Origin of the sequence: Amycolatopsis sp. WAC 01376, assembly GCF_003947415.1 — a bacterium.
In the GTDB taxonomy this organism is placed as follows: domain Bacteria; phylum Actinomycetota; class Actinomycetes; order Mycobacteriales; family Pseudonocardiaceae; genus Amycolatopsis.
In genome coordinates this window covers 1,135,565-1,155,692 of sequence record NZ_QHKL01000002.1, presented here as the reverse complement: position 1 = coordinate 1,155,692, position 20,128 = coordinate 1,135,565, and the positions used below count along the sequence as shown (strand labels likewise).

Annotated in this window: 15 protein-coding genes; 7 read left to right on the top strand and 8 right to left on the bottom strand. The window is 70.0% G+C overall.

Annotated elements, in window-relative coordinates; genetic code table 11:
* Positions 1–2: 2 nt before the first annotated feature.
* The 4 genes from DMH03_RS14800 to DMH03_RS14785 all read right to left on the bottom strand — a co-directional run bounded on the left by DMH03_RS14800 (position 3) and on the right by DMH03_RS14785 (position 2,322).
* Positions 3–329, bottom strand: a complete 327-nt coding sequence (locus DMH03_RS14800) for a hypothetical protein (RefSeq protein ID WP_125792532.1) — start codon at positions 327–329, stop codon at positions 3–5.
* Positions 326–691 carry a YbaB/EbfC family nucleoid-associated protein gene (locus DMH03_RS14795; protein WP_233611514.1) on the bottom strand — a complete coding sequence of 122 codons (366 nt, stop codon included), beginning with the start codon at positions 689–691 and terminating at the stop codon, positions 326–328. The genes DMH03_RS14800 and DMH03_RS14795 overlap by 4 nt, the downstream gene beginning before the upstream one ends.
* Before the next feature lie 993 nt (positions 692–1,684).
* Positions 1,685–1,987: a hypothetical protein gene (locus DMH03_RS14790; RefSeq protein WP_125792531.1), complete on the bottom strand. Its 303-nt coding sequence runs from the start codon at positions 1,985–1,987 to the stop codon at positions 1,685–1,687.
* Positions 1,988–2,001: 14 nt separating this feature from the next.
* Complete coding sequence (locus tag DMH03_RS14785; protein ID WP_125792530.1) at positions 2,002–2,322, bottom strand: hypothetical protein; 321 nt, start codon at positions 2,320–2,322, stop codon at positions 2,002–2,004.
* A 127-nt stretch (positions 2,323–2,449) separates the two neighbouring features.
* On the opposite strand from DMH03_RS14785, the gene eccCa reads away from it, so the two are divergent.
* The 6 genes from eccCa (at position 2,450) to mycP (ending at position 11,392) form a co-directional block, all read left to right on the top strand.
* Positions 2,450–6,412 carry a type VII secretion protein EccCa gene (gene eccCa / locus DMH03_RS14780; RefSeq protein WP_125792529.1) on the top strand — a complete coding sequence of 1,321 codons (3,963 nt, stop codon included), beginning with the start codon at positions 2,450–2,452 and terminating at the stop codon, positions 6,410–6,412.
* 99 nt (positions 6,413–6,511) lie between these two features.
* Positions 6,512–6,886 (top strand): hypothetical protein, encoded by a 375-nt coding sequence (locus tag DMH03_RS14775; protein ID WP_125792528.1) that lies wholly within the window; start codon positions 6,512–6,514, stop codon positions 6,884–6,886.
* A 41-nt stretch (positions 6,887–6,927) separates the two neighbouring features.
* Positions 6,928–8,295 (top strand): hypothetical protein, encoded by a 1,368-nt coding sequence (locus tag DMH03_RS14770; RefSeq protein WP_125792527.1) that lies wholly within the window; start codon positions 6,928–6,930, stop codon positions 8,293–8,295.
* 10 nt (positions 8,296–8,305) lie between these two features.
* Positions 8,306–8,740, top strand: a complete 435-nt coding sequence (locus DMH03_RS14765; RefSeq protein WP_125792526.1) for a hypothetical protein — start codon at positions 8,306–8,308, stop codon at positions 8,738–8,740.
* A 10-nt stretch (positions 8,741–8,750) separates the two neighbouring features.
* Positions 8,751–9,974, top strand: coding sequence for a hypothetical protein (locus DMH03_RS14760; RefSeq protein WP_233611513.1), 1,224 nt, complete (start codon positions 8,751–8,753; stop codon positions 9,972–9,974).
* A 131-nt stretch (positions 9,975–10,105) separates the two neighbouring features.
* Positions 10,106–11,392, top strand: a complete 1,287-nt coding sequence (mycP, locus tag DMH03_RS14755; protein WP_233611512.1) for a type VII secretion-associated serine protease mycosin — start codon at positions 10,106–10,108, stop codon at positions 11,390–11,392.
* 353 nt (positions 11,393–11,745) lie between these two features.
* Here the strand turns inward: mycP and eccB are convergent, their stop codons facing one another.
* Both eccB and eccD read right to left on the bottom strand, forming a co-directional pair.
* Complete coding sequence (eccB, locus tag DMH03_RS14750; protein WP_125792525.1) at positions 11,746–13,179, bottom strand: type VII secretion protein EccB; 1,434 nt, start codon at positions 13,177–13,179, stop codon at positions 11,746–11,748.
* Positions 13,180–13,183: 4 nt separating this feature from the next.
* On the bottom strand, positions 13,184–14,560 hold the full coding sequence (gene eccD, locus DMH03_RS14745) for a type VII secretion integral membrane protein EccD (RefSeq protein ID WP_125792524.1): 1,377 nt from the start codon (positions 14,558–14,560) through the stop codon (positions 13,184–13,186).
* Between the two features lie 102 nt (positions 14,561–14,662).
* Between eccD and DMH03_RS14740 the strand changes: the two genes are divergently transcribed.
* Positions 14,663–16,081: a protein kinase gene (locus DMH03_RS14740; RefSeq protein ID WP_125792523.1), complete on the top strand. Its 1,419-nt coding sequence runs from the start codon at positions 14,663–14,665 to the stop codon at positions 16,079–16,081.
* A gap of 749 nt (positions 16,082–16,830) precedes the next feature.
* On the opposite strand, the gene DMH03_RS14735 is transcribed toward DMH03_RS14740, so the two are convergent.
* Entirely contained in the window at positions 16,831–19,002 is a 2,172-nt protein-coding gene (locus tag DMH03_RS14735; protein WP_125792522.1) for a transglutaminaseTgpA domain-containing protein, read from the bottom strand.
* Positions 18,999–20,126, bottom strand: a complete 1,128-nt coding sequence (locus DMH03_RS14730) for a DUF58 domain-containing protein (protein WP_125792521.1) — start codon at positions 20,124–20,126, stop codon at positions 18,999–19,001. Before DMH03_RS14730 ends, DMH03_RS14735 begins: the two co-directional genes overlap by 4 nt.
* Positions 20,127–20,128 lie beyond the last annotated feature (2 nt).

Here is a 20,128-nt window from a genome sequence, read left to right as displayed (position 1 = left end):
GCTCAGGATCCGAGCTGGTCGGTCGCCTCGGTCTGCGCGCTCTCGTAGATCTTGACGCCGCTCTCCCCGTTGGTGGCCAAGTTGCCGAAGTTGTCGTCGACCCCGTTCGCGCTCTCGACGAGGCCGGGGGTGTTGTCCGCGCAGTCCTGGAACGCCTCGCCCAGCTTCCCGAAACCCAGCAGCGGGGTGATGTCCTCGATGGCCTTGCGGCATTTCGCCCACTCGGTCTCGAAGTCGGTACCCGCGGCCCTCAGATTCGCCAGCTCCTGCCGGGTCGGCTGGAAGAAGATGTCGACCTTGCCATCGTTGTTCCCGTCCATCCCGCTCATCGGCCGTAACCCAGCTCCGGCCGATCCAACCGGCGCAGCACCGGATCGAACCGGAGATCGACGGCGTCGGCGTCCATACCGGGCGGCAGGAAACCCGCCGCGATCGCCAGTCCCTGTTCGGTCGACGACTCGACCGCCTCGTGGATGGTGTCGGTGATGTCCTTGGCCAGCGCGGCCGAGTCGGCGGTGCGGTAGATGCGCGGATCGAGCGTCAGTTCGAGAAGTTCGCCGGCGCCACCGACGGTCGCGCTGATCAACCCGTCGTCGGATTCGGCGGTGGCCCGGATCCCGGCCATGCGCCGTTGCATGGTCCGCACGTCTTCGGCCAGCTGTTCGTAGTCCGCGTACATGTCCGGCTCCACAGTTCCTCCCTTGACACGTAAGGCCAGTCTCACCCGGGTGCGGGGACCCTGGGCACGCCTGGCCGCTTCCGGCCAAGCACGAACCCTGCCGCCCAAAAGGAAACCCGCCGGGGTTTCGTCGTCTCGGCCGCGGGTGTCCTGCACCGGAAGTTCGCGCCGTGAATCCGTATCGATATCCGGCCGTTTCGCGACCGTCCGCAAGGGACACCGGGCAGGCAATAGTGTCCATTTTGGGTACATTGCGCGGGCGATCCGGGTTATTGAGGGGAACGTCAAATCTGTCGTGGCGTGGGGCCTGTGTCGCTTCTGCGTAGGCGTTCTCCTGGTAGTGAGGGCCTCCTTGCCTACTCTGAGGGTAGTGAAGGAGGCTTTCGCTACCGTCGGATGTGGTCCCTGGTGACGGTGGGGCGGTTGTGACTTCGGCGGCTGGTCGTGAAGTACAGGAAGGCCCCCTTCCTTGCGCCTAGGTCAGGGTGCCGGCAAAGTCGCATAACTGCTGGTCGGCTCCGCCGCTAGAGCGGGACTAGGCGAACGTGTCGTGGTGGACTCGACAGGAGCGAGCTTCACCCGGCTCTGGACTGTCCACAAGGGACACTTTACGAGACAATGGTGCCCGATTTGGGTGACTTGCACGGTTTCGCGAGGGGGTCGTGAGTGATTTTTGTCGTTCTAACCCTCATTGCCACTCACGACCCCGCGCAGAAACGTGCATAGCGGCATCAATCGGACACTCAATCGCCCGGCGGTGTCCCTTGTGGACACTGAAGCCCCGCCGGCGTCCAGAATCAAGCTCCACCACCGGCACATGCGGCCCCGCGACAGTGCAGGAATAGTCGCCTGACCTGCAAGGCACTGGAAGGGGGCCTTCATGTACTTCGGCAAGGCGTGACTCGCGTGTCTGGTCGTTAGAACCCGAATCTCCACCCACGCCCCCGCCGCCCAAAAGGAAACCCCGGCGGGCCGTGACCCGCCGGGGTTTCGTCGTCTCGGCCGCTAGATGCCGATGATGTTGCTGACCTGCGTCTCGCACGTCTGCCCGATGTTCACGACATTGCCGTACGAACCGGCGGTGCCGTGCGCGTCGTCCGCGTAGGAACCGGTGTTCTTGCACGTCTGCGCGTACTTGAGGCTCATTTCCTCACTGTTGCTGCCGTTCCAAGCGAAACCCGCGACGTTGCGCATGGCACTCAGATCGTCCTCGGCCGCCTGGCCGAGGTCGGTGGCCATCCTGTGCATGTCGTCTTGGGCCGCGCCGACGATGTGGTACACGGTCTTGTAGTGGTCGTCCATCGACATGGGATACCTCCTTGCTAAGACGGGTTGATGGCCTTGGCGATCATCGCCTGCTGGGCTTCGGCCGCGAACCCGCCCGAAACCTTGACGACCGAGTTCCCCGAGTCGACGAGTTGCTGGGCGAACGGATGAACCTGATTGGTGAAGAGATCCACACGGCCCATGTTTCCGGTGATACCTGCCTGCTTCACGGCACCGCCCAGCCCCTCATTGAGGGCATCGAGATCTCGCGCGGCGTGCGCGCGATGCGCGGCGAGCTGTTGCTGGATGCTTTGATCAGTCTTGTTGACCAGGTTCTGTACGACCGGTAATTGGATATCGACGCGACCGTCGCTCATACGTCCCTCTCTCTTCCGAAATGGACCCTTGCGCCTCAAGTTAGCCAGCGAACCGGCGCGATCGGCGGGTTCGGCACGTTCCTGCCATCACTCCCTGTCCACGCCATGACCGGCGGACGATCGCGGTGTGACGACCATCGTGGTGAAGAGACCGGCCAGGAGGCCCGCACCGGAGTTGCCGGCCGGCGAGCTGATCCTGCAAGCACCTCCGGAGATCCCGCCGCCGCCCGCGCGGCAATGGCTGCAGGTGCTGACGGTGATACCGATGGTGGCCATGATGGCCGCGATGATGCTGATGTTCTCCGGCAGCATGACCGGATCGATCCGGTTCGTCGTGTACGGCCTGATGGGCGTCGGCATGCTCGGCATGGTGGTGACCGGTTTCCTGCAGGGCGGCGGCCCGAGCAAGCGGGAGATGGGGCATGCCCGGCGCAAGTACCTTCGCCAGCTGGCCCAGCATCGGCTGCGACTGCGGCGCTCGGTGCGCGGGCAACGCGACGCGATGGAGTATCTGCACCCGGCTCCGGAATCGCTGTGGTCGCTGGCCGCCAGCTACCGGCTGTGGGAGCGGCGCAAGGACGACCCGGACTTCGGCATCGCCCGGATCGGCACCGGTCCGCAGGCTCCGGCGACCACCCTGGTCTCGCCGGACACCAAACCGCTCGAAGAGCTGGAACCTTTGTCCGCGTTGGCTTTACGCCGGTTCATCACCACGTATACGACGGTCGACGGGCTGCCGCTGGGGATCGCGATCAACGGCTTCAGCCGGATCTATCTGCGTGGTGACCGGGCGCGGCATCTCGGCATGCTGCGGGCGATGCTGGCTCAGCTGGCCACCTTCCACTCGCCCGACGACCTGCGGATCGCGGTGTGCGTCGGCGAGCGGGAGCGCGCGGAGTGGGAATGGATCAAGTGGCTGCCGCACGCGCTGCACCCGGAACGCACCGACGCGCTCGGTCCGCTTCGCCTTGTCGCACCGACGATCCCGGCTCTGGAGGCGATGCTTGAAGAGGAGCTGGCCAGGCGCCCGAGGTTCGATCCCGAGGTGGACACCCGGGTCTCCGGCCCGCAGCTCGTGGTCGTGCTGGACGGCGGCTCGATGGCCGGGTCGGACCATCTGATGACCGGCGGCGGCGTCGAGGGCGTGACGGTGGTCGACCTGACCACGATGCCGCCGAGGGCCCTGGACCGGACCACCGTGGTGCTGGCCGTGGCCGAGGACGGCGATCTGGTCAGCGAGACGATCGACGGCGAGATCCCGCTCGGCCGGGCGGACGCGCTCGGCGCGGTGGCCGCCGAAGGGCTCGCCCGGCAGCTCGCCCCGCTGCGGCTCACCGCGGGCGTGCGCGGTGACGCGCCGATGACCAGCGAACTCGGCCTCGCCGAACTGCTCGAACTCGGCGACCCGTACGAGTTCGATCCCGCCGACACCTGGACGCCCCGGCCGAACCGCGACCGGCTGCGGGTCAAGATCGGGATCCACCCGGACGGGGCGCCGATCGAGCTCGACCTCAAGGAATCCGCGCAGGACGGCATGGGCCCCCACGGTCTGCTGATCGGCGCGACCGGTGCGGGCAAGTCCGAACTGCTGAGGACGCTGGTGTTGGCGCTGGCCGCGACACATCCGCCGAGCTCGCTGAACTTCGCGCTGGTCGACTTCAAGGGCGGCGCCACCTTCACCCGGCTGGACTCGCTGCCGCACACCAGCGCGGTGATCACCAACCTCGCCGAGGAACTGCATCTCGTCGACCGGATGACCGACGCCATCAACGGCGAACTGATCCGCAGGCAGGAACTGCTGCGCGCGGCCGGGAACTTCGACTCGCTGCGCGACTACGAGAAGGCCCGCGCGGCGGGTGCGCCGCTGCCCGAGGTGCCGACCCTGCTGGTGATCTGCGACGAGTTCTCCGAATTGCTGTCCGCCAAACCGGATTTCATCGACATGTTCGTCCAGATAGGCCGGTTGGGCCGGTCGCTCGGGGTGCATCTGCTGCTCGCCTCGCAACGACTGGACGAGGGCAGGCTGCGCGGCCTCGAAGGACATCTCTCCTACCGGATCGGCCTGCGGACCTTCTCGGAGATGGAGAGCCGGACGGTGCTCGGCATGCCGGACGCGTTCCGGCTGCCGAGGGCGCCCGGCCACGGTTTCCTCAAAGTGGGCACCGATCAGCTCGACCGGTTCCGCTCGGCCTACGTTTCCGGCGTTTACCAGCGTCAGACCGGACGCGCGGCTTCCCTTACCTCACAAGAACAACTGGTATTGCGCGAGTACACCACGCACTATCTGGCCGCCGAGCTGGACACCGGCGACGAGCCGGAGACCCCCGAACCGGACCAGGACACCGCGGTCGGCGAAACCCTGCTGGACATCCTGGTGGACCGGTTGCAGGGCCAGGGCACACCGGCTCATCAAGTGTGGCTGCCGCCGCTGGACGAGTCGCCGACGCTCGACGCGCTGCTGCCCGCGCTCACCACCGACCCCGCGCGCGGGCTGACCACCGAGCGACCCGGCGGGCTTCGGCCGGTGATCGGCATCGTGGACCGGCCGTACGAGCAGCGCCGCGATCCGCTGCGGCTCGACCTGTCGGGCGCGGCCGGGCACGTGCTGGTGATCGGCGCGCCGCAGACCGGCAAGAGCACCACGCTGCGCACGCTGATCAGCAGCCTCGCGCTCACCCACACCCCGCGCGAGGTGCAGTTCTTCTGCCTCGACTTCGGTGGCGGCACGCTCGCCTCGATCGCCGGCCTCCCCCATGTCTCCGGGGTGTCCGGGCGGCTGGACACCGGCGCGGTGCGCCGTACCGTCGCCGAGGTGGCCACCGTGCTGGCGCAGCGGGAACGGCTGTTCGCCGAGCACGGGATCGACAGCATCGTCACCTATCGCAAGCTGCGTGCCGAGGGCCGGTTCGCCGACCAGCCCCACGGCGACGTGTTCCTGGTCGTCGACGGCTGGCAGACCCTGCGCGGCGAGTTCGACCAGTTGGAGGAGACGGTCGGGGACATCGCCGCCCGCGGCCTTTCCTACGGCGTGCACCTGCTGGTGAGCTGTTCCCGTTCGTTCGACCTGCGCATGAACGTGCGGGACCTGTTCGCCAGCAAGCTGGAACTGAAGGTCGGCGACCCGATCGACTCACTGATCGACCGCCGCGCCGCCATGGGGGTGCCCTCGGGTGCCCCCGGCCGGGGCATTTCGATGAGCAAGCACCAGATGCTGGTGGCGCTCCCCCGGATCGACGGGTCCGCGAGTACCGAGGACCTGGTCGGCGGGATCGGCGCTCTCGTCGACGCGGTCCGGTCGGCCTGGCCCGGCGAGTCCGCGCCACCGGTCCGGCTGCTGCCGGGAACGTTCCCGTTCGAGGAGCTGCCCGAAGCCGACGAGCTGACCGGCGCCGACGCCGGGCGCGCGGTCGGCATCCACGAGAAGGACCTTTCCCCGATGCGGCTGGACTTCACCGCCGACCCGCACTTCTTCCTGCTGGCCGACACCCAGTCCGGCAAGACGACGTTCCTGCGCACGCTGGCTCGCCGGATCGAGGGCGCGTACACGCCGAACGAAGCCCGGATCATCCTGATCGATCATCGGCGCGGGCTGCTCGGCGAGGTCGGCGAGGACTACTTGCTCGGGTACGGCACCAACGACGCGTACAGCGGCGAGCTGCTGGCCGAGGTGGCCGCGTCGATGGCGAAGCGGCTGCCGGGCGCGGACGTCACGCCGGAACAGCTGCGGGCGCGGAACTGGTGGCACGGACCGGAGATCTTCGTGCTCGTCGACGACTACGACATGGTGGCCACGCACGAGAAGCATCCGCTGATGCCGCTGCTGCCGCTGGCGGCGCAGGGCTCGGACATCGGCCTGCACGTGGTGCTCGCCCGCCGCTCCGGCGGCGCGGGACGAGGGCTGTTCGAGCCGTTCCTTTCCCGGCTGCGGGAGGTCGGAACGCCCGGGCTGATGATGTCCGGCGACCGGGACGAGGGACCGCTGCTCGGCGGCATGCGCGCCCAGGTGCTCCCGCCCGGCCGCGGCTGGCTGGTGGATCGCCGTGGCCACAAGGGTTTGGTCCAGCTCGCCTGGCTCCCGCCGAAGGCGTAGCCGTCCGTGGCCGGAAGCTGCCGGAGCCGCCATCGCGGCCGTCGTCGCTGGTTGGCTTGGGAAAACACAAGTATCCGAGGAACAGCACTGGAGGAGCACATGGGTGGCAAGGTCGACGCGTGGATTCCGGCGCTGGATTCCTTCGCGAGTGAGGTGCAGAGAATCAGGGCCGCTCCGAAGATCGATCGGGAGCCGATCAAGGAATGCGGTGGCATGCCGGAATGCGCGTCCCTGGCCGGCGCCGATCAGTACATCACCGACGCGCTGAAGTCTTTTCTGGAGAAGGCAAGTCCCGGCGTACAGATCTTCGGTGCCATGGCGGGGAAGAGCGCGAGCGCCTACCGGGCAGCGGGCGAAGCGGCGCAGTCGGCGGTGCTGGCGACCACCAGCCGTCCGCCTAAGGAGGAAACGGGCCCCGCGGTGGTACCGCCGGACATCCCGGGCCTGGGGAACCCGTCGGGACCACTCGTGTGACCGGACATGCCACCCCAAGACATCCTGACAGGACTTGAACGATGACCTACAAAGGCGTCGATTTCGACGCGCAAGTGAAAATGTTCCAAGCGGAGATGCAGAACACCTATCCCGCGCTGACCGCGGCCCGGGACATGTGGGCACAGGCACGGATGTGGGTCGACGACACGCACGCGACCCTGCGGGCGGCGACCAACAGCATCCGGGGACCTTCCTGGGACGACGAGGTGGGGCGGTCGTTCGTCAACTGGGTGGACGAGGTCTCCGAGGAAGGGCTCGGTTCCTGGGGAGGACAGGAACAGGGCCCGGAGGGCGCGCCGAAAAGGTCCACCGGCAGTATCGACGAATCCCATCTCTTCCAGCAGATAGGCATGCTGCTGGCCGAGATGGAGGCGACCCGATCGATCATGAACATGTGGGTCGGGATCGTCAACGCCAAGACCGACCCCGACGAGCGAAAGCAGGAAGCCAAGAGGGCACGGGAGAAGGTGGGTGAGCTGCTGGATCTGGTCGCGAAGCAATATCTGCGCACCGGGCACGCCATGCTCGCCGCTCGAGGCCGTCCCTGGAACGGGCCGACCCAGCTCGGCTCCGGACCGGGCTACAACCAGGATACCGGGCTCGGCAACGGCTCCGGTGCGCCGAACGCCGGCGCCCTTCCCGGGGAGGATCCGGGAACACCGGACCCGACAACGCCCGAGCAGCCGAGCGAACAGAATCCCACCACCAACCCGGTGGAAGACGCCACGGAAACCCTCAGCGCGCTGAGTGACGCGTTGTCGGCGGCCGAGCAGCTGCTCGGCGGATCGGGCGCCGGAACTCCCGAGCTCCCCGATCTTTCCGGCATCGACCCATCGAAACTGGGCGACTACGCCGACTATGCGGATTACGCCGGTTACGCCGACGGCGGCACGTCCGGCCTTCCCTCGCTGGCCGGGATGCCGGACACCGCAGGACTTTCCGGGGCGGGCGGCGCCGGTGTGAGCGGTGGAGCCGGTGGTGCCGGGGCGATTCCCGGCACGGGGAGCTCGATGCCCGGAGCCGGGCTGAACGCGGGTGCCGCGCCGATGGTGTCCGGACTGGGCCGCGGTTCGGCCTCCACCGCGGGAGCGGCGGGCGCGGGCGGGATGCCGCCACCGATGATGCCGAACAACGGGGCCGGGAAAGGCGAGAACGGCGGCATCAAACCCGGTGACGCGGAACGACCCGTCGGACGGCAACGCGGCAAACCCGCGGGAACGCCGGGGGTGCCGCTGCTCGGCCGGGCGGTCAACGGGAAACGGAAGTCGCCGCCCGCCGCGCCGCAACGCCAGTGGGACCCGGAGAGCACCACGGTGCAGCTGCTCGACGAGGAGCTGTGGCAAGTGAACCAACAGGACAGCGCGGCGAAATTCCGCTCCGGACACTGAGGAGGGGCACATGCCCGGAAAAGAGATCAACGGCGATCCCGTCGCGATGAGTGCGTTCTCCCAGCATCTCACCGCGCCCACGATGCCACCGTCACTGATGCAACGGCTGGGCACGATGCCCAGCCTGGCCGGTTTGTTCGAGGGCGTCGCCATGTCCTTGCTGGACAAGGCGGCGACCGCGAGCATGCTCGCGCTGCTGACCAAGATGACCGAGGAGATGGTGACCTACTCGGGAAAGGTCGGCGCGGCCGCGAGCGCCTACTCCGCCGCCGAGGTGGCCAGCGCGCTGGAACTGGCGAGCGCGACGGTCAAGGTCGCGAACCAGGGGATGTCGATCCTCAAGCAGACCGCGAGCTCACTCAACCAGGCGGACTCCGCCACCGGTGCCACCGATGACACCGGCGCGGCCGCGCAGCCGTCCACCGTCCAGCCCGACTCGGTCTGAGGAGCGAACCGTGATCCCCTACAACATGCTGCCCATCGAGATGCACGTGGAGATGATCAAGGCCGAGAACGGCAACATCTCGGTGCTCACCGACGCGGCGCGGATGTGGACCGAGGTGCGCGGCTGGATCGACGCGGCCCAAGTGGAGTTGCACACCAGAGTGGCCGAGCTTTCTCCACAGTGGACGGACGAGAACGGCCGCGCGATGGAGGAGAAGACACAGCGGACCCTTGCCGAGCTGAAGATGTGGGGCGAGCGGATCGACGCGGCGCAGCCCGCCGCGGCGCTGAACACCCTCGCCGCCTCGATCCCGGCGACCGCCGCGGCCGTCGCCGGTTTCTACAGCAGCTACCTCGCGGCGATCGGGGCCCCGTTCGGCCTCGGCGCCGCGGCCGCGGCGGGCTTCCAGCAGTTGTCGGCCACCGCGATGAACACGCTCGCCGCCGAATTCGACATGTCGATCGGACAGGTGGTCGCCGCGTCCGGCGTGCGGAACCCGGCCGAAGTGCTGCCCGCGCAGCAGGTCTCCACGGAGGGCAACTCGCCGGCCGATGTACTCAAGGCGGCCACCGCCGGCATGACGACGCTGCAGGAGCTGCAGGACCTCAGCTCGTCGCTGACCTCAGGCGGTTCCGGCGGGGCGACGGGACTCGATTCGTCGGCGCTGGGCCAGAACATTCCCGGCTGGTCCGCGGACGGTGGCCCGTCCCTGGCAGGCCTCACATCCACCCTGCCGCAGGTCACCCCCGGTCTTCCCGCCGGCCTTCCCGGCGGGGGCTTGCCGCCGGTCTCCGGCGCGCCGGTCGCCTCGGGGCTCGGCCTGCTGGGCGCCGCCGGGACGGGCGCCGGCGGCGTGCCCATGTCGAAAGCGGCCGTGACGAAACGCGCCACGCAGAGCATCGCCGAAGGTGCCCCCACCGCGGCCGGAACGAACACCGGCGCGACCGCCAAACCGGCCACCGGTGGCGGCACACCGCCGATGATGCCGCCCGCGTCCGGTCAAGCCTCCCCGCCCGGAACCCTCCAGCCCGGGTCCGCGAACCAGCCGACCGGCCGCGCCGGCTCGTCGAGGAAGACGGCCGAGGGAACCGAAGGCGTGCCTGCCGAACTCCGCGGCCGTTCCGGCAGCGGGGATCAGGCTTTCGGCCGCCTGGCCCCGAAACGCCCGCGCACCGGGGAATCGGAGTCCACCTCGGTGCAACTCCTCGACAAGGAGTTGTGGCACACCACGTGATGAGCTGATCGGCGACGGCCGAGGGACGACGGGGCACCGGAAACGCCCGTCGCCCTCGGCCGTCGTCGTTCGGGTGGCCGGTTGCGGCCAAGAACCTGTCTCCGAGCGGTATCCGCCCGGACGATGGCATCATGAGACGACACCGGATGTCCGCCGTCGCCGCCGTGATGGCCGCGGCGGCCGTTCAGGCCCTCAGCGGCGCGGGGGCGGCGCACGCGGCGCCGCCGCCCGGCGTCTGCCACGATCCGGACCCGGCGCGGCCACCGGTACGAGCACAGCCGTGGGCACAGCAATTGCTGAGCCCGCAACGGGTGTGGCCGTACGGCAAGGGTTCCGGGGTCCTGGTCGCGGTGGTCGACTCCGGCGTCGACGCCGATCACCCGCAGCTCGCCAGGCCGGGAAAGGTCCGCGCGGGCCGCGACTTCCATCAGGCGGGCTCCCTTCCCGGAGCGTTCGACTGTGTGTCGCACGGCACCGGCGTCGCCGGCATCATCGCCGCCGATCCGGCGGCCGGTATCGGTTTCCACGGGGTGGCCCCGGACGCGGAGATCCTCCCGGTACGGATCAGTGACCGCGACTTCGACGACCGGGGCGGATCCCTCCGGATCGATCCGCAGGTCGTGGCCAACGGCATCCGCTACGCGACTGATCAGGGGGCGAAGGTGATCAATCTTTCCCTCGCCGGTCAAGACGACTTCGCCGTCATCCGGGACGCGGTCGCCTACGCGGTGTCCAGGGACGCGTTGGTGATCGCCGCGGCAGGTAACACCCAGCGCGAATCGACCGCCGAACTTCCGTCCTACCCGGCCGCGTACGACGGGGTCCTCGGTGTCGGCGCCATCGACATCGACGGGGCGTTGATGCCCGGTTCCCAGATCGGCCGCTACGTGGACATCGTCGCTCCTGGCGCCAAGGTGCTGGCTCCGACGCGGGCGGGCGGGCACGTGTACACCGATGGCACCAGCTACGCCGCGCCGTTCGTTTCCGGCACCGCGGCACTGGTCCGGTCGGCTTGGCCGCGGCTGACCGCTCCGGAAGTGGCGCGCCGCTTGATGGCGACCGCGAACCCGGCACGCGGCGGTCTGCACAGTCAGGCGTTCGGGGCCGGTGTGGTCGACCCTTACCGGGCGGTGACCGACAGCATGGACACCGAGAGCCCTGGAGCGCTGCCCGCCCTCGTTCCCACCCCACCGGACCAGGGACAGCTCGATCGGGCCGCGGCCCGTGAAAACAGCGCGACGGCGGCGAAATGGCTCACCGCCGTCGCGGGCGTCGCGATCGTGTTCGCGCTGCTGGTGGCGGTGCTCCGGCCGCGGGGACGCAGGCGCGGCTGGCGCCCGGGCCGCGCGGCGGCGGTGGCCGCCGAACCGGCCGTCATCGAACCTCCCGAACAGATCTTCCTGCTCTCCAGGGAGTGACCGGACCGCCAGGTGTCGACGACGCCTGGCGTTTCGTGGCCGCACCGCGGTGCGCGAGTTACGCCTCCAAGCACGCGAGTCGCGCATTGGGGTCGTGAGTGACAAAGAGGGGTTAGCGCAAACGTGCCGGGTCGCAGGGGTTCGCTCGCAGCCGTGGGGCGGCCGTGTCGCGAAAGCCACTTTCGGGACCTCAGGCGTCGCGAAAGTGGCTTTCGCGACGCATCTCGACCATGGGTTTCAGCGGCGGCACCGGCGTAGCAATAGAACCCGAATCGCCACTCACGACCCCCGTCGAAAACCGCACATCCAACCACTTAGCCGACAGAAAATGTCCCTTGTGGACACTCGGGACCTCAACCGCCCAGGGTCTGGCGCCGAGCAGCGGCGGGGTCGAGGCTCGGGCCTTCGGGCAGCCGCGCGACCAGGCCGGCGGGAAGCCGCACCGGACGCGCCGACGGGTAGCCGAGCATCTTCAGTACGTCGGGTGAAGCCAGCGGATAGCGGCGCCCCATGTCGGTCACGACGGTCAGCGTCCCGGCGGGGGCCTGCGCCGAAGGCATCGCCTCGACGACGATCGCGCTGCCGGGCGGCACGTGGACGCGGTCCGCGAGCGGGGTCCCGGACGCGGTCCTGCGGGCGGTGGTCGACATCGGATCCGCGGGCGGCAGCGTGGGATCGACGGTCAGCGAAGGGGCCGTGGAACCGTCGCCGAAGGTGGCGCACACGGTGGTGTCCTGGTCGCGCAGGCGCGCGATGGCCGGTCGGGTGGCGGGTGCCGAGCCCGCTTCGGCCTGGACCGGGTCCAGTTGCCGGGACATGGTCGCCAGCGAAGGCGGCAGCGGCACGGTTTTCGGCTCCGTGCCGGGATAAGCGGCCATCATCTGAGCGCTCGCGCGCTGGACGTCGTACTGCAGTTCGGTGATGGGCCGCAGGGCGTCCCGTTCGGCGAGGTAGTGCTGCTGTCCGCCGCCGGAGGCCTGCACCATCAGCAGCATCCCGTTGCGGATGTCGGTCCGGCCCGGCACCGCGGTGGACACCTCGCCCGCCGCCGCCACCGGGAGCGGGCCGATCGGCGTTCCTTCCGGGAGTACGTCGAGCCACGCCCGCCCGACCCGTGCCCACGGCTCGGCGGTGAGCGCGAGGCCGGTGCCGACGGCGCCGTAGTCGTTGATCCGGTGCCGGTGCCCGCGCCATACGACGAAGCGGTCGCCGGTCGACGCCGATTCCACCAGCAGCGCCTGGTCTCCCAGTGCCGCGCCACCCGAAGGTGAAGCACCCGCCAGGAGTACCGATTCCTCGATCCGGCTGCCGGCCAGGTCGCTCGCGGGCGCGGAGCACAGCGACCACGATCCGGTGAGCAGCTTTCCTGGGCCGGGCAAGCCGTCCGGTGCGTCGGCGATGCCGATGCGGGGCCCTCGTGGGACTCCGGCGAGCGAGTCGCGCGAAACCCTTTCCGTGGTGCCGTGTTCGCCGAGCAGCAGCAGCGCGGACGCGTAGTTCGCGACAGGGTGCAGCCGTTCGTCCAGGTAGACGTAGCGGGTCCCGCTCTCCTTCTCCACGATGACGGCGGCGTTCTTACGCCAGGCGTTGTTGCCGCCGGGCACGATCATCCCGTAGACCCCGACGCAGGCCAGCGCCACGATCGCCAGCGCGACACCGGCGAAGGCGGCGCCGGACGGGCGGCGGAACGGCGGCTGCTCCGGATCGGTCTCCCTGGTCACGAGCGCGGAAATGGCTCGCTGCACCAGGAATTGGTACGCCTGCAGTTGATCTCGTTTGGACGCCATGGTTTCAGCCCCCCAGTCCGCGCACGTAGCCGTACAGGCCGAGCACCGAACACGCCACCGGGACGACGGCGATCGTCACCAGGATCTCGAAGTACTCGGCGATCCTGCCGAGGTACGGGTTGGCGGCGCGGGTGCTCAGCACGACGCCGGAGGCGATCACGCCCGCGGCCACCGCCAAGGACAGCGGACCGGCGAGGACGAGCAGCAGCGAACGATCCGCCATGAGCGGCCCCGCCAGCAGGCATCCGGCGCCGAAGATCCCGGTCACCAATAGCGGCACCCGCTGCCGCAGGATCGGGTACAACCGTGCCCGCACCAGAAAACCGGCCGCGAGCAGGGCGACGAGGACGACCGCGGCCTCGCTGTCGCTGCGGATCAACTGCACTTGGCAGTACACGACGACGATCGCCGCACCGCCCAGCATCCCGGTGAGCAACGCGTCCGCTCTGGCCACGGCGGCGTGCACGAGTTCGAGTGGCGGCTGGGGATCGTCTCGGACGAGGTCCGCGGTCGACCGCGGCAGCACCGGCATCGGCACCCGGCCGAGCCGCAGCGCCAGCGGAGCGAACGTGGTCGAGAGCATGAGCACGCCGCCGCCGATCACCGCCGCCGACCGGTAGCCCGCCAGATCGTCGAAGGTGGCCAGCCAGCCGCCGAGCACGCCGAGCAACCCGACCGTGGCCGCCCCCGTGAACAGTTCCGGCGCGGCGACCACCCCGAGCCTGCCGACGACGGCCGCGAGCAGCAGCGTCGCGCTTCCCAGCAGCAGATGACCGGCGGACAGCGCGCCGATCGGGTCGTCGCCCGCCAGCAGCAGACCGCCGCCGGCGAAGGCGAACGGCAACGCGACGGCGGCGACGACCGCCCCGGCCCCGGCGTCACGCAGTGCCCGCGCGAGCAGGACACCCGCGGTCAGGAGCAGCGCGGAAACGGCGAGGGCCCACGCCGCCGGCGTCGTCCACGGCGGTCCCGCGCGCACCACCGCGACCAACCCGAACAGGGCGGCCGCGGCACCGGCCGCCAGCCCCGCCCGGCGCGTATGCCGCGGCCCCCAGGCCCGGCCGCCGGATCCGGTGGCGATCGCGTCCACCAGGTCGTCGTACTCGAGCTCCGGCCATTCGGCACGGCGCGGCGTCAGATGGAGGATCTCCCCGTCCCGGACCCGGTGCGCGCCCAGCGTCCGATCCGGATCGAAGGCGGATCCGTCGGCGCGGCGCAACTGCCAGCCGCCGCCGGCGACCCCGTCGTCGGCCATCCCCTCGCCCGCCCGCGCGAGCAGGCCGGGGAGGATTTCGGCGACGGACGCGTGTTCCGGCAGCGCCATGTCGATGCGCCGGTGCGGAGTGGTGATGGTGACCCTGACCAGGCCGGCAGTCTGCATGGGAAAAGGGTCGGCCAGCGGGCGGGCCGCCGGGCCCCCGCGGCAGGAACCTGCCGCCGGGAAAGTACGCCGAATCGGGTCTTCTTGCGCGACAATGGGGTCATGAGCATCGAGACAGGCGTCGGCGGACCGCGGCTACTCGCCCAGGGTCCCATCGCCACCGTCTACGCGGGCCGGGATCCCGTCACGGGTAACGACTTCGCGGTCAAGATGTTCCCCGGCACCTTCGACCGCGAGACCTCCGCGTGGCTCGAGCGCGAGCGGAAGGCGCTGGCCGCCGTACGGGCGACGCGTTCGGTCCTGCAGATCGACGACGTCCTGACCCAGTCGGGCCGGTCCGGCATCCGCCGCGAACTGTGTCCCGGTTCACTCGCCGGTCTGCTGGATTCCGGTGCGCGGCTGGGTGTTCCCGACGTGCTCGCCCTCGGCGCCGCGATCGCGTCGGCACTCGCCGCGGCGCACGGAGCGGACGTCCTGCACGGCGGGGTGAGCCCGCACAACGTGCTGTACCGCGCGTCCGGCGAATTCGTGCTCGCCGACTTCGGCGTGGCTCTGCGGCGGCGATTCCCGCGCGATCCGATGTACGCGGTCGAGTACACCGCGCCGGAAACCCTGCGCGACGACACGCTTTCCCCCGCGTCCGACCTTTATGGACTCGGCGCGGTGCTCTACGCCGCGCTGACCGGAACGCCGCCTTTTCCCCGGCACACCGGGCAGCAGCCCGGCGAGCGGATCCTCCAGGTGCTGCGGGAACCGGTGGCGCCGATCAAGGAGACGGGTGTCCCGAGGGAACTCTCCGCGACGATCCTCCGGTTGCTGGCCAAGGAACCGGCCGACCGCCCGCGCGACGTCGCGTCGCTGGCACGGCTGTTCACGAAGCTGCGCTCGCCCGGCGGCGAGGTCGTCACCGGGGAATCCTTCGACGTACCAAGCGAAGAAGAACCCGTCGACGTCGAATTCGACGACTTCGCCGAGGTGCGCCGGCCCGTCGCCGCGCCGGTCCACGCGGCTCCGGCGCCGGTCCAGGTGGTGCAGGCGCCGCCGCCGGGTGGCCGCACCCTGATCCGGGAGTTCAGCGGTCCCCTCAAAACCGAGCGCAAGCTTCCCTGGAAAACCGTCGCGCTGGCGGGCGCGGGCGCGCTCGCCGCCGGGCTGGCCGTGGTGCCGCTGGTCCTCGGCCCGGCGGAGATCGGCGGGCAGGCCGTCCCCGTGGCGGCCGCGATCCCGCCGCCCTCACCGGTTTCCGCGCCGGCGCCGGACGTGAAGCTGGCCCTCGCGCCGCCGAAGGACCAGAGCGATCACGTGCAGCTGACCTGGACCGCGGAAGGCGAACTGGACTTCGTCGTGATCATGGCGGGCGAGCGCGTCGAGACGAAACAGCTCGTCGCCCACCGCCAGCGCAGCCTCGACGTCCCGGTCGACCCCGCGCGCCGGTACTGCTTCCAGCTCAGGGCGACCGACGGCCGCCACATCTACACCACCGAACCGGTCGCGATCCGCGGCGCCCGCTGCAACCCGTAGCGACCCGGCCAGTACATGAAGGACCCCTTCCTTGCGCCTAGTGTCCCGAGTCGGAAGTTCATGTGGCAGTTCGGCGTGGTGCCGAAGGATCTTGTTTCTTGTTTCGTGCGGTGAAGATGCTGTCGGCTGAGGCCGTGAGCACTTCGCTGACTTCAAGGTAGCCAGGAGGCCTTCATAGCGAGGTTCCGGACCGGCCATAGGAGCCGGCCCCGTCCCGAATGCCCATAAGGGACACTTTCGGGGGCGATGTGTCCGACTTGTGGATAAATTTGCGGTTTTCAGCGGGGGTCGTGAGTGGTAAGTGTCGTTAGAACGACACTTACCACTCACGACCTACCTGCCCGGCGTCCCTTGCGGACGGTCAAGAGCCTCATCTTCACCTCGTGCCCCCCGGACCAGGCGCGAAACGGCCGGATATCGATACGGATTTACGGCGCGAACTTCCGGTGCAGGACACTAGGTACAGGAAGGGGTCCTTCATGTACTTCGCCTGTACCGAACCGGCGGTTTCGCGTGATCGAGCGGACGACACACGTGATCAGACGGACGACACGCGTGTCGTCCGTCCAATCACGTGTGTCGTCCGTCCCGACACGTGTGTCGTCCGTCCCGACACGTGTGTCGTCCGTCCAATCACGCGAAACCGCCATCCGCGCTCGCCGGAACGACGGAACTCGCGTGATTGGAGGCGAAACTCGCGTGATTGGAGACGGAACTCGCGTGTTTGGGGGCGGAACTCGCGTGATCCTTCAGCGATCTTCGCGGGACTTGATCGGCACCAGGGTCCGCGGCTCGAGTGCCGCCAGCACCCGAGCCGCGAACGGTCTGGTGGCCAGGCCCCGGCGTACCTCGCCGACCTCCTGCCACGCCCGCCGGACGGCGCCGTCGCCCACCGGGACGCCGGACCACAGCGTCACGTCCAGCACCTTGGCCAGCCGGGCGACCGGCTCGCGGATCCCGTCCCCGGCAAGCGATCCGGCCGATTCGGCGAGGTCGCGCGGGGTCATCCCGATCCGGAACGGCACGCCGTGCGCGCGCAACCGGTCGCGGATCTCGTCCCAGGCACCGAGCACCCCCTCGGCGCCGGACCGGCGGCGTCGCCGTCGTGCACGGAAGACCTTCGCGGCCGGAACCCCGAAGAGCCACATGAGTCCGAAAAGGACGATCCCGGCGGCGACGGCGATCCACCAGCGGCCCGCACCCGCGTCGGCGGTCTGGTCCTCGGCGTTCTCCGACGGCGTGCCCGGCGGGAGCTGAGGCGGCCGCAGTTGCTGCTCGGCGGGCAGTTGCGCCCTCGCCTTGGCGACCGCTTTGCCTGGGCCTGCCGAACTCTGCCCGGCCTTGCCCGCCTTGGCGGTCGGGTCGAGCGCAACCCAGCCCGCCCCGGCGACCGCGACTTCGGGCCACGCCAGGACGTCGCGGTTGCGGACGACGTGCATCCCGCCGTCGGTCTCGGACGGACCGCGGAACCCGACGACGAGCCTGGCCGGGATGCCGTTCATCCGCGCCAGCGCCACATACGCGGCGGCGAACTGCTCGCTGGTCCCCCGCTTGCTCTCCAGCAGGAAGTGCCGCAGCTGCGGCCAGCCGTGCCCGGTCGGCAGCTCGTCGGTACCCGCCGCGACCTGATAGTTCGTGCTGAGGAAGCGTTCCAGCTGCAACGCGGTCTGGAACGTCGGGCGCAGACCGCGTACGGCGTCGTTGGCCACCTGCTCGATGTCCGGCGGCACCGCGCCGAGCCCGCCGAGACCGCCAGGGGCCCGCGCGTCGACCTCGGCCGAACCGAGATCGACCTCGGGCGAAGACCAGCTCAGCCGGTAGTTCCGTTCTTGAGCCGCCGACGGCGACTCCAGCATCAGGGTGCCCGCGGACTGGTCCACCAGCGGCGTCACACCGTCCACACCGGTCAGACCCTGATGACTCGGGAGCCAAGGCCCCGAGAGTCCGCGCACCTTCAGTTCAGCGGTGCCACCCGTGCCACCGGGAGCGCCGTCGAGGCCAGCGCCGAGCCGCTGGAACCGGGAATCGGGCAGCCAGTTCACGCCGTCGAAACCGTTCAGTACGATCAGCCGCCACTGCTCGACCGGGGTGTCACCGCGGTAGCGGAACACCTCCTCGTCCGGCCGGATGAGCCGCTGGGCGATCTCGTTCAGCGGGTTGCCGAGCCTGCCGCGTGGCGGCGGCGCGGCCTGGGTGTCCTTGAGCGTCAACGGGTCACGGCCGATCGGATCGAGCCCGGCGAACGCGACCGCCCCGGCGACGAGTGCGACCACAGTGGACAGTGCGGGCCAGATCGCCGATCCCGTCACGCGCCAGGACCGCGGCACGCCGGGTGCCCGGCTCACGGACCGGACGCGGCGCCCCGACCACAGCAGGAGTCCGGCGGCCAGCGCGTACCCGAGCGCCGCCGCCACCGCGACGACACCCGTCAACGCCTGATACGCCTGCGCGAGCCCGGCGACGGCCAGGCTCGGTACGAGCGCGACCAGTGGCTTCTTCAGTCGCAGCACCAGTTCCAGCCCGAGTACCACGGCGAGCAGCACCGACAGCGGGACGAACAGCAGCTGTTCGGGGATCGGCCGCGCGGGCCAGGTGGACTGCAGCGTGAGCTGCCAGCCTTCGGTGAAACCGCGCGCGATCCCCTGCAAAGAGGCGCCCGTGGGAAGGAACGCGAGCGTGGTCGAGGCCAGCACCGTCTCGATCAACCCGAGCAGGCCGAGCAGCGCGACGAGCAAGGGCCGGTAGGGCATGAGTTTCGGGAACTTCGCGGTCAGCTCCGCGCAGCCGTAACCGACGAGGACGACCACGAGCACCGGGACGAGCAGCGGCGCCCAGCCGAACACGGGCGCGAACAGCAGTCCGGCGACCGTCGTCGCGCCGAGCAGCCCGGCGACCGCGATCCGATCGAATCCGGCGCTCATGCCTTCCCCACCAAGGAATTCCATTGGGCGGCCGCACCGGCGGCGTCGACCGCGATGATCACGCCGCCGGACCCCGCCGACGGCCTGAGGTCACCGAGCCGGACCACGGTGTCGGGCCGCCAGCGGGCCGCGTGGCCGAGATCGGCGTCCGGACCGGTGATCACCCCCAGCACTCCGCCGGGGCGTTCGGCGGCCGCCAGCACCGAGGGCAGCAGCGGCGCGTCGTCCGCCGCGTCCTGGGTGACGAGCGCGAGTTCGTCCAGCAACGTCCTCGCCGCGCGCACGCCGCTGTCGGTCAGCGTGTCCGCACCGGCGGCGGTGATCAGGCGGCAGTGCTGTCCCGCCGACGCCGACGCGTAGAAAAGGGACGCCGCCACCTCGACGGCTTCTTCGAAAACGGCCGGGCTCATCGACGCGGGCCGCGTGTCGAGCACCGCGGTGAACCGGGGCTGGGCGGGGTCGGCGTACTCGCGCACCATGAGCCGTCCGGTCCTGGCGGTCGCCTTCCAATGCAGATGCCGGACTTCGTCTCCGACGACGTACTCCCGCACCGCGCGCAGATCCGCCGAACCGCGCAGCGGCGGGTCGGTGATCGGACCTTCGTGGTGGTGGCGTGGATGACCCGCCTGCGCCGCGCGCACCGAATGCCGTCGCGGATGCACCCACAACCACGCGGTACCGCCGACGGTCTGGTCGCCGCGGGCGAGGTCGAACAGGTCGGGCCGGTGCACCACGAGCGGGCCGACCCGCAGTTTCCCGCGCGTCGTCGTCGGCAGTTCGTAGTGGTACGTCGCTTCCGCGCCGGGCGCGAGCGGGCGGACCCGCAGGCGATGCGTTTCGCTCCCGATCCCGTCGCCGGCGGCGAAACCGCCGTGTCGCCGAGCGCCGGTGTTGCGCACGACGAGCGAGGCCAGCGCGGGTTTCCCGCGCTCGACCCTGTCCGGCTGGACGGTGCGGCCGATCTCCACCCGAGGCCGGAATCTGGTGGTGGCCAACGCGATCAGCACCGCGCCCGCCGCGATCCCCGCGAAGGCACGGAAAAACGTGTACCCGGCCAGTTCGCCGAGGGCGTAGAACCCGGCGGCGAAGGCCAGCACGATGACGCCGCGGCGGGTGAGCCGCACGC

Coding starts and splice junctions, on each gene's coding strand:
- mycP (WP_233611512.1), top strand. CDS start 10,106: ATGAGACGACACCGGATGTCCGCCGTCGCCGCCGTGATGGCCGCGGCG.
- DMH03_RS14775 (WP_125792528.1), top strand. CDS start 6,512: ATGGGTGGCAAGGTCGACGCGTGGATTCCGGCGCTGGATTCCTTCGCG.
- DMH03_RS14800 (WP_125792532.1), bottom strand. CDS start 329: ATGAGCGGGATGGACGGGAACAACGATGGCAAGGTCGACATCTTCTTC.
- DMH03_RS14790 (WP_125792531.1), bottom strand. CDS start 1,987: ATGTCGATGGACGACCACTACAAGACCGTGTACCACATCGTCGGCGCG.
- eccD (WP_125792524.1), bottom strand. CDS start 14,560: ATGCAGACTGCCGGCCTGGTCAGGGTCACCATCACCACTCCGCACCGG.
- DMH03_RS14770 (WP_125792527.1), top strand. CDS start 6,928: ATGACCTACAAAGGCGTCGATTTCGACGCGCAAGTGAAAATGTTCCAA.
- eccB (WP_125792525.1), bottom strand. CDS start 13,179: ATGGCGTCCAAACGAGATCAACTGCAGGCGTACCAATTCCTGGTGCAG.
- DMH03_RS14765 (WP_125792526.1), top strand. CDS start 8,306: ATGCCCGGAAAAGAGATCAACGGCGATCCCGTCGCGATGAGTGCGTTC.
- DMH03_RS14735 (WP_125792522.1), bottom strand. CDS start 19,002: ATGAGCGCCGGATTCGATCGGATCGCGGTCGCCGGGCTGCTCGGCGCG.
- DMH03_RS14740 (WP_125792523.1), top strand. CDS start 14,663: ATGAGCATCGAGACAGGCGTCGGCGGACCGCGGCTACTCGCCCAGGGT.
- DMH03_RS14785 (WP_125792530.1), bottom strand. CDS start 2,322: ATGAGCGACGGTCGCGTCGATATCCAATTACCGGTCGTACAGAACCTG.